Source organism: Aquibacillus halophilus (assembly GCF_009649745.1).
Taxonomy (GTDB): Bacteria; Bacillota; Bacilli; order Bacillales; family Amphibacillaceae; genus Aquibacillus; species Aquibacillus halophilus.
The window spans coordinates 1-12806 of sequence record NZ_WJNG01000012.1 but is presented as its reverse complement, the minus strand read 5'-3'; the positions used below and the strand labels follow the sequence as shown (position 1 = coordinate 12806).

Sequence of the window (12806 nt, the reverse complement as noted above, 5' to 3'; positions counted from 1 at the left end):
AAATAACTTTCTTGTAGGTGGTTAGTGTAATGACAGAAGCGCAAAATGAACAGTTAGATAAAATATTACAAGAACAAGAAAAAGTGGTTAAAATGTGGACAGAGTATTGGAAAGATTACTCCACTTGGGAAACATGGCAATTCTGGGCTATTCTACTGATGTTGATCATCCCGTTAATTGTTATATATTTCGCTATTGATAAAAGAAAAATATTTCAAATTGGTTTTTATGGCTTTAATATACATACCTGGTTCGCTTATTCTGATGCAATTGCCATGAGAACAGCGCATGTCACTTATCCTTTCCAGGTAATACCTATCATGCCAGTTAATGTAGCTTTAGATGTATCACTTGTTCCTGTTTGTTTTATGTTGGTATATCAATGGTGTCTTAATCATAATAGGAATGTTTTTTTATATGGAGTTATTTTAAGTGCTATCTTTTCTTTTGTAATTAAACCACTTCTAGTGTCGGTAAATTTAATGCAGCTCGAAAAGGGAATGAATTACTTTTACCTTTTCTTAAACTATCTCCTTATTTTGTCTTTAGCCATTATCGTTACTAAAGTCTTTATATATTTAAGGGGAAAATATATAGATAAGTCTTAAACATTTGCTTTTAACTAAATAAATTATAGTAAAAGAGATCACCTAATTTTAAGTGATCTCTTTCTAACTATTTTTACTTAACCTTTCAATGTTACAGTACCTTGGATCAAGTTTTTCATATCACTACTATTTCCAATATAGACATCATAGTCCATTTCTTCTAATTCCCATTTGTTTGTTGCTTCATTAAACCATTTTATTTTTTCAATTGGACAAGTAACCTTAACTAGTTGTTTTTGAGCTGGTTTGAGCTCCACACGTTCAAATCCGCGTAGTACCTTAACAGGTCTATCTATCTTTGAGTTACTATACCCTACATACAGTTGGATGACTTCTGTTCCTGTATATTCTCCTGTATTTTCTACTTCACATGTTGCGACAATACTATCTCCCTCTTGCTCAAAGGTTGCACTTGATATAGTAAAAGTTGTATAAGACATCCCAAAACCAAATGGTAAGGAAGGTTCAATTCCCTCTTTCTCTAATTTTGTATATCCATGATAGTAATCATAAGTAATCTCTGTCGCATCCCAATCAGTTTGTGGTAAGTCACTTTCATGCTGTGGTAGAACAAATGGCAATTTACCACTAGGATTGACATCTCCGAACAAAGTCTTAGCTAATGCAGTTCCACCTTCCATTCCTGGATAATATGCCATTAAGATTGCAGAGACTTCTGTTTTCCATTCCTCTATCATTATTGTATTACCACCAATTAAGATAGCGACTGAATTAGTGTTTAAAGGGCCTACTGATTTAATCAACGATACTTCTTCATCATGGAGTCCTAGGGATGTCATCCGATCACCACCAGCACCAAAACCAGCATCTCCATCGCCCAAGGCATCTACATCTTCATCAGGATTGTTAATGAACTCACCTTCATCATCATGATTATATCCGACTACGAACACAACAGCGTCAACAGATTTCGCCAGCTCTTTAGCTTGTTCTAAATCTGAGCCATCATTAAAAATCACTTCAGTATTTGGCATTAATTTTTGTAGCCCTTCTAACGGTGTAACAATGTAATCTGGGAACACACGACTTGATCCATGGTCTCCAATATTTCCTTTGTCCCCAAGTTTCCCTATCACTGCAATTCGCTTTGTCTCTGTTTTTGAAAATGGCAATACAGCTCCATCATTTTTCATCAGTGTTAATGATTTTTCTGCAGCTTCTAAAGCTAGGGCAATGTGCTCTTTGCTGCCAATTAATTCCTTGCTGTACTCCTTATTGTCAGCCTCAGTAAAAGCAAGTAGCGTTCGAACAATTCGTAATGCAGCTTCATCAATTTTCTCTTCTTTTACATGTCCATTATTAACGGCTTCAACTAGGTGAGCACCAAAATATTTTGTGTGGCACATTTCAATATCCATACCACCATTAGCACCCTCGACTGTATCCTTGACTCCCCAAATGAAATCACTAATAACAAAGCCGTCAAAATCCCATTCATCTTTTAGTACTTGATTTAACAGATAATCACTATGTCCGGCAAAGGTTCCTTGATACAAGTTATACGCGCTCATAATACTAGCTGCTCCTGCATCAACACAATCTTTAAAATGAGCTAAATACACCTCGCGCTCTGTTCGTTTATCAGCCTTTACACTGACCTTAAATCGCGCATTTTCCATACTGTTGAAAGCATAATGTTTGACACATGCGATTACATTTTCCTCTTGAACTCCTTTAGTTAAAGCAGCCCCCATCGCACCTAAATGAAACGAATCCTCACCATATACTTCCTGACTTCTACCCCACCCCGGATTACGTGGCAGATTAACACAAACCCCACCAAAAAGGTTCCCACCGTGCGCTCTAATTTCCTTACCAATCGCATTACCTATGCGTTGTTCAAGGTCTTTATCAAAGGCAGCACCTCTAGCCATTGATACTGGAAAGCACGTACTATTTCCAGAAACTACACCTCTAGGCCCATCAACGAACTTCATTTCAGGAACATCTAATCTGTCGTTACCCCCTGCTGGGTATGGGTACCAATTGTAATGATGACCTTTAGCAATATCGGCCATCAATTGTTCAAATGGCATCTTACCACTCATTAAGTACACTTTTTCTTCTAATGTCATCTTACTAACAATTTCTTCTGCTTTAGCCGTGTAAGCTAAACGATCCTGCTTTGTCACTGTCATAGTATGTCCCCCGTATTCTTTCATTTTAAAATTAAATCGCTTTCATTTCCATAGGATAACTATCCCTTTACAAATTACTAGATAGGTTTAGCCAACTCATCCATGTATTTAAAATCATTTACTTTTTAATTCTAGCAGATTTCAAGCTAGATATTAAATGAAAATTTTCTATTGATATCATATTTTAAAGCTTTGTATCATTTTGTTCACATTATCATTTGCATTTAAGCAAATAAAAACATCAATAAAACAAAAAAAAATAACTGAAAATTTATTATCTATGAAAGTGTGGAATGATTCAATGTTTCGTTAACCGAGTTTGGATACTTGATGTGTTAGGTGGAACAATATTAGAAGGTATTGATAATCCACCGGAAAAATCTTAAATACAAAAACGTGAGCAAAAAAACGTAGGAAAGGATTTCTAAGATGTATAAAGAACGATTTCGTAAGTTACTAGTATTTACTTTAATATTTTTTATAATTTCTAACATATTTAATGGTCCAATAAATTCAGATCCTGTCTCATCAAAAAGACAACTGGAATGGTCATATTTTGGAAAAACAGGGCCGCGATATTGGGGGTTGTTGGATCCAACATTTATCCAGTGTACTATAGGCTCCATGCAATCCCCGATTAATATTAGAACAGCAAAAGCCATCCAAACCTCTGGTCTAGAAGATATTTCATTTAAGTACACTCCTACTATATTTTCAGTAAAAAATAGTGGGCGTACTATAGAAGTAGTACCCTATAATGAAAAAAACTCAGTTACAATTGGCACTACACAATATCACCTTCAACAAATACATTTTCATCACCCAAGTGAACATCAATTGGATAATAGGAGATTCCCGGTTGAGGTTCATTTAGTTCATCAAGATTCAACGGGGAGACTCACTGTAATTGGGATCTGGGTTAAAGCCGGTGACACCAATAATATTATTTCAAAAATACTTGAAAATGTTCCTAAGACAGATAGTAAAATACATCGGATAGAAAAAACAATAGATATAGCGAACCTTCTCCCAAAACAAAAAGATTTTTTTAAATATAAAGGTTCACTAACTACTCCTCCTTGTACAGAAGGGGTTGAATGGCTTATTTTCAAGCATCCAATTGAAATGTCAAAACGTCAAATTAACAAAATTACTGAACTATTCCCGGAAAATAGCCGACCTTTACAACCAATTAATGAACGTGAAGTATACTTACAAAAGTAACGTATTTTTCAAAATTCTCAAAAGTAGATATAATTTAAAACAAAAACATTCTAATTTAAGGATTTATAGCCTATAATTCACTTAATTAACAGTTTAGATCAGTTTAGATCTAGTATCTTTTAGGGGGGATATTATGAACCAAAGTCAACAAAGTAGTGATTCATGGAATGCCAAACTTTACGATGGAAAACATTCTTTTGTCTCTGAGTATGGTAATGATTTGATTAATTTCTTGGCTCCAAAGCCTAACGAACATATCCTTGATCTTGGTTGTGGAACTGGTGATATATCGAAAAAACTTTATGATCATGGGGTAAATGTCGTGGGAATCGATAAGTCAGAAAATATGATCCAGCGAGCAAAAAGTAAATATCCATACATAAAGTTCACCGTTGGAGATGCAACTGAATTAAAGTACACTGAAGAATTTGACGCAATTTTTTCTAACGCTACCCTGCATTGGGTAACTCCCCCACAAAAAGCACTTTCCTGCATTTACAATAGCTTAAAAGATGGTGGCCGTTTTGTTGCTGAGTTTGGAGGCAAGGGAAATGTGCTCTTTATAACAAACCAAATTAAACAAGAGATGGAGCTTTTAGGATTAACCTATGCTGAGGAACGTTTTCCTTGGTATTTTCCAAGTATAGGTGAGTATTCAACCCAAATGGAAAAAGAAGGTTTTGAAGTCACTTTTGCTACTCACTTTAAAAGACCTACGCCATTAGAAGGAGAAAACGGACTACGAAATTGGATTAACATGTTTGGACAATCAATGTTTGCTGGAATTGATGAAGAAACAGTCAGTTTGATAATAACTAATGTAGAGCATAGCTTAAGTGACACTCTATTAGAAGATGGTGTCTGGATTGCTGATTACAAAAGAATCAGGGTCATAGGTGTTAAGTGATAATGTGAGGGCTTTATAAGAAAAGAAGGAACCATATTTAGTTCCTTCTTTTCTTTTAGTCTTATCGATCCTTATTCTTAACTGTTCTCTTTATATTTCTTATAATTTCTTTCACTTAACATCCAAGACACAAGTCCATACACAAAACCAAAAATTATTCCGGTTATTATGTGCTCATAAAAGTTGAAAGGTCTACTGAACATTATATCTAATAGGATTGAGATAATAAAATACACTACTCCACCAAATACTCCTGATACTAAAATGTATTTCCACTTTCCAAATTCTCTCGTCTTTTCCCATTTTATCATTTGTTTTTCTCTGTTTGCATTCATTGTAAAACTCCTTTCATCCTATGTTCGTACGCTATTGTCAAAAACGAACAGACTCTTCCTCTTGTTCATATTCAATAAGAGGATTATACATCATAAGTGCATGATTTTCAGTAATATATTCATCATCTACAAGCTCGTTTTGACCATTAAAAACTTTTCGAAAGATAGTGTTATGTCTTACATATCCTCCCCAATTTTCGTGTGTAATTCGATGATCTTTTTGATAGACTTGGTAAGACATGATTTCAGGGTATTCAGCACACCACTCTCCGACCAAATCGTTATCAGTCATATACAAGTTGAGTTGATAAATCTGATTTGTTTCGTTAGTAATTTGCAAATCCAAATAATTATAAGAGCAAGTGGCACCACTACCAAAAGGTTGTGTCCGCTTAGAGTCTGGAAACACATCGTAACTATGTCGATGCCTCTCATTTATAGTTAATTTTGTATGTAGGGTCATCCAATAAATGAGATTTGAAAGCTGACACAATCCACCTCCAACACCCGGTTTAAAAGCCCCATAATGAAGAACCATGCCTTCTCTATATCCCTTTTGTTTTGTAGGCTGTCCAATTAACCTCCAATAGGAAAATGTTTCTCCAGGCTTGATCGTCAATCCGTTCAATTTTTTTAATGCAATTTTTAAATTAATAATTTTGTTTTCTTGATACCACATGTCTACATCCTTTAACTTGCGTCGCAATACAGTTTGATGCTTTATAATTTGATTAGGATAAAGATTAGCCTCAATGTCTTTCGCATATAGTTTGCCATCAGTGTACCATTCTATAATTCTTCTTAAGCGGTAATATTTAGTGCCTAAATACAACCTGAATATACTTCGCTGTCTGGGTTTTAATGCTTGAGATTGTTGCCAGCTCCAATCCATGAGATCTCCTCCATATTAAAATGAATCCTAGTTACGAATTATCACACTTTCTACTAATATCACTGTGGAATTTGTGGTCTCAAAGTCTAGCTAAAGAATCGCTCTTCTTTATTAAAACTATCTACTAAAATATAACCCGCTATTATAGTACCAAAACTAAATAACGAATCAGGATTGATCAAAAAAACTGGAATAGGAAGATACCAATAAAATGAAAGATAAAGCATTGGAAAACCAACAAAGATAATCTTTAAAACGTTTACCCTCCACTTACCTACTTTGGTGAACTCTTTTATTAATTTCGGTATCCCAAGATATATACCAATTGGCATATACATTAAGGTAGAGTATATAACCCATGGAAATACTCTATATGTATCGCGAACAAAACTAGCGAAGTAAGAATTAATTTCACTTATAATAACCAATAATAAAATAAATCCAAGAACATAAAAAAGGTATTTAAAACTATCTCCTAATACTCTCATATAGTATCCTCCTTTATAAATACTAACATAATCTTAAAGGCTCCATACTATTATAACTGAAAAAACAAGATTGAATTTTTCAATATAATATTATTTAATTTTACTATGCGCAAATAGAAAAAGAAGGAGTAAAAAATCCTCCTTCTCTACTTTTTAGTTTCCACCAATAATTAACATGTCACTTTCGTCAAATTCCCAATCAGCTCCATACGCTACTTCCCAATAATATCCGTTTGGATCCTGAAAATACCCACTATACCCACCCCAGAATACAGTTTGGGCTTTTTTAACAATTCTTGCTCCTGCTTTTTCTGCTAACATAAATATCTGATCGACTTCTTCTTTAGACTTTCCGTTATAAGCAAGTGTAATGCCACCAAATCCTTGAGCAAGCACAGGCGGATTTTCTTCGTTTATATCCTTCGCTAACTGATTTGCTTGAAAAAGAGAAATTTTTGTCCCAGCATTGTTAAAAAAGATCACGTCGGGATTAGTTTCATCCCCGTGGATAACTACCTCAAAGCCGAGCCCATCCCGATAAAAATGAAGTGATTCAACCATGCTCCTTACACCCAAAGTAATTAAATTTAAACGATTCATCCCTTCCACTCCTCTAATGTTATTCCACTCCACTTTCCAATATCGAGAAAGTCCCTAATTCACAATCGATCTCAGCCAAAGCGCCGTAGGGCAAAACGAATTTGGGTTCGGTATGACCAAAATTCAAATTATATAAAATAGGTAACTTCTCTAAATTATATTCTCGCATAACAGTTAAAATTTCCTTTTTATATTCTTGGTAATACCTTTCATCCTGTGGTTTGCCAAAAATAATCCCCTTGGCATTTTGTAACAAACCTTGTGCTGCATAATTTCGCAACCAATATTTAACTAGACTTGGCGGAGGCTTTTCCTCTGATGTTTCAAAGAAAAGAATGCTATTATCCCAATGTTTCTTGTCTGGCCATATTTCTGTTCCTTTTGCGAACTCAAGTACTTCAATGCAGCCGCCAATAAGAGGTCCTTGAACTCTACCAAATCCTTGAAGAACTTCATACCCTTGATTGTGTTCCATTTTTCTGCGTTTATTTTTATTCTCTTCAATCCACTCTAATCGTTCACTCGTCCATTCCTTAGCAGGCTGAATCTCACCAATAATCTCACTAGAAAAAAATGTCCGTTTAACCTTATCAATTGTATATGGATCCATTTCAATGTTTTCGGCGAAGTCAGTTAAAATTGCTGGACCATAAAAAGAAGAAACTCCTGCTTTATGACAAAACAAATGGCTCACTGTTACATCGGAATAACCCATAAAGATTTTTGGGTTGTTTCGAATTACATTAAAGTCAATATAAGGTAGTAAGCGAATACTATCTTCTCCTCCAATATTCGCGAAAATCCCCTTAATACTCTTATCTGTAAAAGCCGTCATTAAATCCTCTGCACGAGCTTTAGGATTCTCATAAATATAATCTGACCCTTTCAAACTATTCGGCATAGAGACAACCGTAAGACTAAACAACTCTTTTAATCGTTGAATACCTTGATCATAGCGCCATCTTAGTTCTGGATCTCCAGCCCCACCCCAGGAAGGACTAACTGTTGCAATACGATCACCAGGTTGTAATTTTTTTGGTTTTACTAACACATCAACAGCCTCCATATCTCGCTTTTTATATAATAATTCGATAAAACTCTAATAACTTCCTTTTAAAAAAGAAGACTATAAAAATCCTTTACTGCGTAGAAAGAAGAAGAACACGAATATGGGTGTTCTTCGCAAAATAGGTGAGTAAAAGAAATTATTAAAAGCAATACTTGAGCCTATGACAAACGAGGAATTATCATTTCAATTGTAATAAAGAAGGTTTGCCGCTCTTTTTTGAATAATCCATTCACCTACTTTTCAGTCGTCTTTTTAGAAGAAATTCACTTACAAAAAAGTAAATAACTAATAGAATTACTGCACCACGATTTCAAACATAAATATCTGCCTTCTAAACTTATGCTATTTTCATTTTAACAGAAAATGTTAATCTCTAAAAAAAATCCCCTCAAGTCAAAGGCTATGCCTTTAAACTTAGGGGATTAAGATTATTACCGGTATGTTGATTTTGAAACTTCCTTCATCAAATAATTAACAAAAGCCTCATCTCTAGCTAACCAAGCTTGATAATTTCTTTTTAAAAATTTTTCTGCTTCATCAAAGCTGGTAAAAAAGGTTTGTTCCATAGTTGTATGGTTATGTTCAATTGACCACTCCTGATCATTAACTTGATGTATAAGGAATATGTCTTCATTCCGATTTTTATATAAGGAACCAAATGTTGATCGTTTTAAATTAAAGCGATTACGTTTAGCATCTTCTTGTAGGGGATCTAAAGGAAATGTATTAGCTACAAATTGATTGTAAGCCTCATCCGTCAACAGAGACCCCGATGCTTTCTCGTGTCCACCTCCACCATAATGTCCGGCAACTTTAGAAACATCTACATCGTCATGAATGGTACGAAAACCCATACGTTTGCCACCTATATTTAAAATCACGATATAGTCAAGATGAGGGTATTCTTTACCAAGCTCATTTCCTAGCTCTGAGTGATACGATTCAGCGTAGACAACACCTGCATAATGACCACCAACTTCGATTTGTACTAACTGACGTCTTTTACGACGGATGTAGTGTTCAATCGTGTTTTCTTCCATTTCAAGTATTCTCTGCTCAAATTCATCAAAATAAAAATGCTCACCTGTCTTTAGCCTATCGAGCATCTTTTCTTCAAATGAATCAATAGAAAACAAGAAAAAGAGCGTATTTAATCGTTTTGCTTTAATATTGTCATTTTTTTCCCATTCCCAAGTATCATACTGCCTCACAAGCTCTACAAATTCTTCAATCATACTTGTGGGTTCTAATAGCTGATGGGTAACAAGATAATTATACAATAACGAAGTAGCTGAGGTTAATTTTCCATTTTCATCCTCGACTAAGACTTCTCCCCATTCATAGTCGTTAAAAGCAATTGCTGTTTTGTGATGATCCAGTAGCTTTACTTTCCCACCTGCCTGATAGAAAGCATCAAGTCCTTTTTCATTTTGTTCATTTACAGATAAATCTGTAATAATTAAGGAAGTATCCTTATTATCATTTTCTAAAAAATAAGCCACTTCTCGGTCAAGACTTGAAATGGAGTTATAACGAACGTTCACCTGATTGCCAAAAGCAATCTTTGCTAAAATTCCACACCCGACTCCATCTAGATCGTTATGTGACAACAGTTTATACATCATCTCACCTCAGCATTTAGTATGGATTTAACCCTCACAAATAATTCAACAAATACTACTTCTATGTAATTCTGGTTCTAACATTTATTACGATCCACCATGGCTTTTCCAAAAAAAGGACTGCATTAAATGCAGTCCTTTTGAAATATGGAGCCTAGCGGGATCGAACCGCTGACCTCCTGCGTGCAAGGCAGGCGCTCTCCCAGCTGAGCTAAGGCCCCTAAGTAAGTATTTTTTTGAAATAGGAATGGCTGGGCTAGCTGGATTCGAACCAGCGCGTGACGGTACCAAAAACCGTTGCCTTACCGCTTGGCTATAGCCCATTAGAATTCTATTTGGTATATGGTGGAGGGAGTAGGACTCGAACCTACGAACCCGATGGGAGCGGATTTACAGTCCGCCGCGTTTGGCCAACTTCGCTATCCCTCCATATATAAATAAGTCTTTTATTTCAGTAAATGGTGGAGGATGCAGGGCTCGAACCTGCGACCCCTTGCTTGTAAGGCAAGTGCTCTCCCAGCTGAGCTAATCCTCCGGTGGAAAGATTGTGATAGGGTATGTGTTGCGATGGGTGATTTGAAGGGATTAATGTGTCATTCCCAAGTTGGTGCGTTCATAGAATGGCTTTATTTAAAAGTGACCCGTACGGGATTCGAACCCGTGATACCGCCGTGAAAGGGCGGTGTCTTAACCACTTGACCAACGGGCCATAAAAAAAGATGGCGGAGAAGGAGGGATTTGAACCCTCGCGCCGCTTACACGACCTACACCCTTAGCAGGGGCGCCTCTTCAGCCACTTGAGTACTTCTCCATTGGCTCCACAGGTAGGACTCGAGCCTACGACCGATCGGTTAACAGCCGATTGCTCTACCACTGAGCTACTGTGGAATAATTTGAATCTGTACTTTTCAACGAGCTCTTCCATTTGAATTGGATGTGCTCAAAGCGTGAAGTCATATCGATGAGCTATCGCTTTTCGCAGAACCTGCATGGATGCTAATTCGATGATGTTTGCGGTTCAGCTACTGTGGAATAATTTGAATCTGTACTTTTCATTTATAGCTAAAAAAAGTTATGCGCCCTAGAGGATTCGAACCTCTGACCCACAGCTTAGAAGGCTGTTGCTCTATCCTGCTGAGCTAAGGGCGCACGTTAAACATTATAAACCTGTCAAGTTTTTACCAAAGTTTATATTAAAATAAATGCCTCATAAAGATCTTCTTAATGAGGTTAATGGGCCTGAGTGGACTCGAACCACCGACCTCACGCTTATCAGGCGTGCGCTCTAACCAGCTGAGCTACAGGCCCATAGTTATAATGGAGCGGGTGAAGGGAATCGAACCCTCGACATCAGCTTGGAAGGCTGAGGTTTTACCACTAAACTACACCCGCATTTTTAAAATACAGTTAAATTTTATGGAGGAGGAAGAGGGATTCGAACCCCCGCGAGCCGCGAAGCCCCTGTCGGTTTTCAAGACCGATCCCTTCAGCCAGACTTGGGTATTCCTCCGTATTAAATTTACATTCCAATGGTGGACCCTGCAGGATTCGAACCTGCGACCGATCGGTTATGAGCCGATAGCTCTAACCAACTGAGCTAAGGGTCCTATCAAGTAGCGGCGGAGGGAATCGAACCCCCGACCTCACGGGTATGAACCGTACGCTCTAGCCAGCTGAGCTACACCGCCAAAACAATATATTACCAATGGAGCCTAGCGGGATCGAACCGCTGACCTCCTGCGTGCAAGGCAGGCGCTCTCCCAGCTGAGCTAAGGCCCCATAAAATAATGGTCGGGAAGACAGGATTTGAACCTGCGACCCCTTGGTCCCAAACCAAGTGCTCTACCAAGCTGAGCTACTTCCCGATATGGTGCGCCCGAGAGGACTTGAACCTCTAACCTCTTGATTCGTAGTCAAGTGCTCTATCCAATTGAGCTACGGGCGCATAATGGTGCCGAGGGCCGGACTCGAACCGGCACGGTGGAAACCCACCGCAGGATTTTAAGTCCTGTGCGTCTGCCAATTCCGCCACCCCGGCATGGCTAATGATGATACTGAAACTGGTGCGGGTGGAGGGACTTGAACCCCCACGTCATAAGACACTAGATCCTAAGTCTAGCGCGTCTGCCAATTCCGCCACACCCGCAAAATTAGTTATTTTGCTAATGCAAAAAACTTTGGTGAGCCATGAAGGACTTGAACCTTCGACCCTCTGATTAAAAGTCAGATGCTCTACCGACTGAGCTAATGGCTCGTGATTTAGTAATTATCTATTAACTATATTAAATGGTGCCGGCCAGAGGACTTGAACCCCCAACCTACTGATTACAAGTCAGTTGCTCTACCAATTGAGCTAGGCCGGCATATGGCGGTCCGGACGGGACTCGAACCCGCGACCTCCTGCGTGACAGGCAGGCATTCTAACCAACTGAACTACCGGACCAGAGTTTTTCACATAGTGAAAATATCATTCCAAAAATATTTGGTTGCGGGGGCAGGATTTGAACCTGCGACCTTCGGGTTATGAGCCCGACGAGCTACCGAACTGCTCCACCCCGCGATAATGTAGGAATAACCCTATTTTAAAATGGTGGAGGATGCAGGGCTCGAACCTGCGACCCCCTGCTTGTAAGGCAGGTGCTCTCCCAGCTGAGCTAATCCTCCAAAAATAGTGCCCGTACGGGATATTTTAAAACCCCGTGCGGGCCTTGAATGTAATAACTAAAGCTTCAAAAACTCTAGTTTGTCGGAATTCAATAACAGCCTAGCAACGTCCTACTCTTGCAGGGGCAAAGCCCCAACTACCATGGGCGCTGGAGAGCTTAACTACTGTGTTCGGCATGGGAACAGGTGTGACCTCTCCGCTATTGTCACTAGACCTAAAGAAATGAAGATATATATA

Annotated in this window: 10 protein-coding genes, 23 tRNA genes and 1 rRNA gene; 3 read left to right on the top strand and 31 right to left on the bottom strand. The window is 37.9% G+C overall.

All coding sequences use genetic code 11. The features are described 5' to 3' along the window. The first annotated feature begins 29 nt into the window (after positions 1-29). Positions 30-608 carry a CBO0543 family protein gene (locus tag GH741_RS14450; protein WP_153737468.1) on the top strand — a complete coding sequence of 193 codons (579 nt, stop codon included), beginning with the start codon at positions 30-32 and terminating at the stop codon, positions 606-608. 77 nt (positions 609-685) lie between these two features. Here the strand turns inward: GH741_RS14450 and GH741_RS14445 are convergent, their stop codons facing one another. Further along, a complete protein-coding gene (locus tag GH741_RS14445; RefSeq protein ID WP_153737467.1) occupies positions 686-2767 on the bottom strand; it encodes a beta-glucosidase in 2082 nt (693 codons plus the stop codon). A gap of 429 nt (positions 2768-3196) precedes the next feature. Here GH741_RS14445 and GH741_RS14440 point away from each other — a divergent pair, with 429 nt between their 5' ends. Both GH741_RS14440 and GH741_RS14435 read left to right on the top strand, forming a co-directional pair. Further along, positions 3197-3991, top strand: coding sequence for a carbonic anhydrase (locus GH741_RS14440; protein WP_153737466.1), 795 nt, complete (start codon positions 3197-3199; stop codon positions 3989-3991). Between the two features lie 133 nt (positions 3992-4124). Further along, entirely contained in the window at positions 4125-4898 is a 774-nt protein-coding gene (locus tag GH741_RS14435) for a class I SAM-dependent methyltransferase (RefSeq protein WP_153737465.1), read from the top strand. A gap of 77 nt (positions 4899-4975) precedes the next feature. Here GH741_RS14435 and GH741_RS14430 read toward each other — a convergent pair whose 3' ends face one another. The 30 genes from GH741_RS14430 to rrf all read right to left on the bottom strand — a co-directional run bounded on the left by GH741_RS14430 (position 4976) and on the right by rrf (position 12782). Beyond that, a complete protein-coding gene (locus tag GH741_RS14430) occupies positions 4976-5233 on the bottom strand; it encodes a hypothetical protein (RefSeq protein WP_153737464.1) in 258 nt (85 codons plus the stop codon). 37 nt (positions 5234-5270) lie between these two features. After that, a complete protein-coding gene (locus GH741_RS14425; protein WP_153737463.1) occupies positions 5271-6125 on the bottom strand; it encodes a VanW family protein in 855 nt (284 codons plus the stop codon). Between the two features lie 86 nt (positions 6126-6211). Further along, positions 6212-6613, bottom strand: coding sequence for a hypothetical protein (locus GH741_RS14420; protein WP_153737462.1), 402 nt, complete (start codon positions 6611-6613; stop codon positions 6212-6214). A 153-nt stretch (positions 6614-6766) separates the two neighbouring features. Continuing rightward, positions 6767-7213 (bottom strand): VOC family protein, encoded by a 447-nt coding sequence (locus tag GH741_RS14415; RefSeq protein WP_153737461.1) that lies wholly within the window; start codon positions 7211-7213, stop codon positions 6767-6769. Between the two features lie 19 nt (positions 7214-7232). Beyond that, positions 7233-8264: a S66 family peptidase gene (locus GH741_RS14410; RefSeq protein ID WP_338079459.1), complete on the bottom strand. Its 1032-nt coding sequence runs from the start codon at positions 8262-8264 to the stop codon at positions 7233-7235. 449 nt (positions 8265-8713) lie between these two features. Continuing rightward, on the bottom strand, positions 8714-9904 hold the full coding sequence (locus GH741_RS14405) for a DHH family phosphoesterase (RefSeq protein WP_153737459.1): 1191 nt from the start codon (positions 9902-9904) through the stop codon (positions 8714-8716). A 148-nt stretch (positions 9905-10052) separates the two neighbouring features. Beyond that, a tRNA-Ala gene (locus tag GH741_RS14400) sits at positions 10053-10125 on the bottom strand. A 27-nt stretch (positions 10126-10152) separates the two neighbouring features. After that, positions 10153-10227 (bottom strand) — tRNA-Gln (locus GH741_RS14395). 20 nt (positions 10228-10247) lie between these two features. Beyond that, a tRNA-Tyr gene (locus tag GH741_RS14390) sits at positions 10248-10333 on the bottom strand. Positions 10334-10363: 30 nt separating this feature from the next. After that, positions 10364-10439: transfer RNA gene (locus GH741_RS14385), tRNA-Val, on the bottom strand. 102 nt (positions 10440-10541) lie between these two features. Then, positions 10542-10613: transfer RNA gene (locus GH741_RS14380), tRNA-Glu, on the bottom strand. An 11-nt stretch (positions 10614-10624) separates the two neighbouring features. Next, positions 10625-10715 (bottom strand) — tRNA-Ser (locus tag GH741_RS14375). Positions 10716-10717: 2 nt separating this feature from the next. Next, a tRNA-Asn gene (locus GH741_RS14370) sits at positions 10718-10792 on the bottom strand. A 187-nt stretch (positions 10793-10979) separates the two neighbouring features. After that, positions 10980-11053, bottom strand: a tRNA-Arg gene (locus GH741_RS14365). An 85-nt stretch (positions 11054-11138) separates the two neighbouring features. Next, positions 11139-11212: transfer RNA gene (locus GH741_RS14360), tRNA-Ile, on the bottom strand. 10 nt (positions 11213-11222) lie between these two features. After that, positions 11223-11296, bottom strand: a tRNA-Gly gene (locus GH741_RS14355). A gap of 25 nt (positions 11297-11321) precedes the next feature. Beyond that, positions 11322-11414: transfer RNA gene (locus tag GH741_RS14350), tRNA-Ser, on the bottom strand. Between the two features lie 20 nt (positions 11415-11434). Beyond that, a tRNA-Ile gene (locus GH741_RS14345) sits at positions 11435-11511 on the bottom strand. A gap of 7 nt (positions 11512-11518) precedes the next feature. Further along, positions 11519-11592 (bottom strand) — tRNA-Met (locus GH741_RS14340). 18 nt (positions 11593-11610) lie between these two features. Continuing rightward, a tRNA-Ala gene (locus GH741_RS14335) sits at positions 11611-11683 on the bottom strand. Between the two features lie 9 nt (positions 11684-11692). Further along, positions 11693-11769, bottom strand: a tRNA-Pro gene (locus GH741_RS14330). A 3-nt stretch (positions 11770-11772) separates the two neighbouring features. Continuing rightward, a tRNA-Arg gene (locus tag GH741_RS14325) sits at positions 11773-11849 on the bottom strand. A 4-nt stretch (positions 11850-11853) separates the two neighbouring features. Then, positions 11854-11942: transfer RNA gene (locus GH741_RS14320), tRNA-Leu, on the bottom strand. 23 nt (positions 11943-11965) lie between these two features. Continuing rightward, a tRNA-Leu gene (locus GH741_RS14315) sits at positions 11966-12050 on the bottom strand. Positions 12051-12082: 32 nt separating this feature from the next. Next, positions 12083-12158, bottom strand: a tRNA-Lys gene (locus tag GH741_RS14310). A 33-nt stretch (positions 12159-12191) separates the two neighbouring features. Continuing rightward, positions 12192-12267: transfer RNA gene (locus tag GH741_RS14305), tRNA-Thr, on the bottom strand. Between the two features lie 3 nt (positions 12268-12270). After that, a tRNA-Asp gene (locus tag GH741_RS14300) sits at positions 12271-12347 on the bottom strand. 40 nt (positions 12348-12387) lie between these two features. Then, positions 12388-12464: transfer RNA gene (locus tag GH741_RS14295), tRNA-Met, on the bottom strand. Between the two features lie 28 nt (positions 12465-12492). Further along, a tRNA-Val gene (locus GH741_RS14290) sits at positions 12493-12568 on the bottom strand. A gap of 98 nt (positions 12569-12666) precedes the next feature. Next, positions 12667-12782 (bottom strand): 5S ribosomal RNA (rrf, locus tag GH741_RS14285). Positions 12783-12806: the final 24 nt, after the last annotated feature.

Coding starts and splice junctions, on each gene's coding strand:
- GH741_RS14450 (WP_153737468.1), top strand. CDS start 30: ATGACAGAAGCGCAAAATGAACAGTTAGATAAAATATTACAAGAACAA.
- GH741_RS14445 (WP_153737467.1), bottom strand. CDS start 2,767: ATGACAGTGACAAAGCAGGATCGTTTAGCTTACACGGCTAAAGCAGAA.
- GH741_RS14440 (WP_153737466.1), top strand. CDS start 3,197: ATGTATAAAGAACGATTTCGTAAGTTACTAGTATTTACTTTAATATTT.
- GH741_RS14435 (WP_153737465.1), top strand. CDS start 4,125: ATGAACCAAAGTCAACAAAGTAGTGATTCATGGAATGCCAAACTTTAC.
- GH741_RS14430 (WP_153737464.1), bottom strand. CDS start 5,233: ATGAATGCAAACAGAGAAAAACAAATGATAAAATGGGAAAAGACGAGA.
- GH741_RS14425 (WP_153737463.1), bottom strand. CDS start 6,125: ATGGATTGGAGCTGGCAACAATCTCAAGCATTAAAACCCAGACAGCGA.
- GH741_RS14420 (WP_153737462.1), bottom strand. CDS start 6,613: ATGAGAGTATTAGGAGATAGTTTTAAATACCTTTTTTATGTTCTTGGA.
- GH741_RS14415 (WP_153737461.1), bottom strand. CDS start 7,213: ATGAATCGTTTAAATTTAATTACTTTGGGTGTAAGGAGCATGGTTGAA.
- GH741_RS14405 (WP_153737459.1), bottom strand. CDS start 9,904: ATGTATAAACTGTTGTCACATAACGATCTAGATGGAGTCGGGTGTGGA.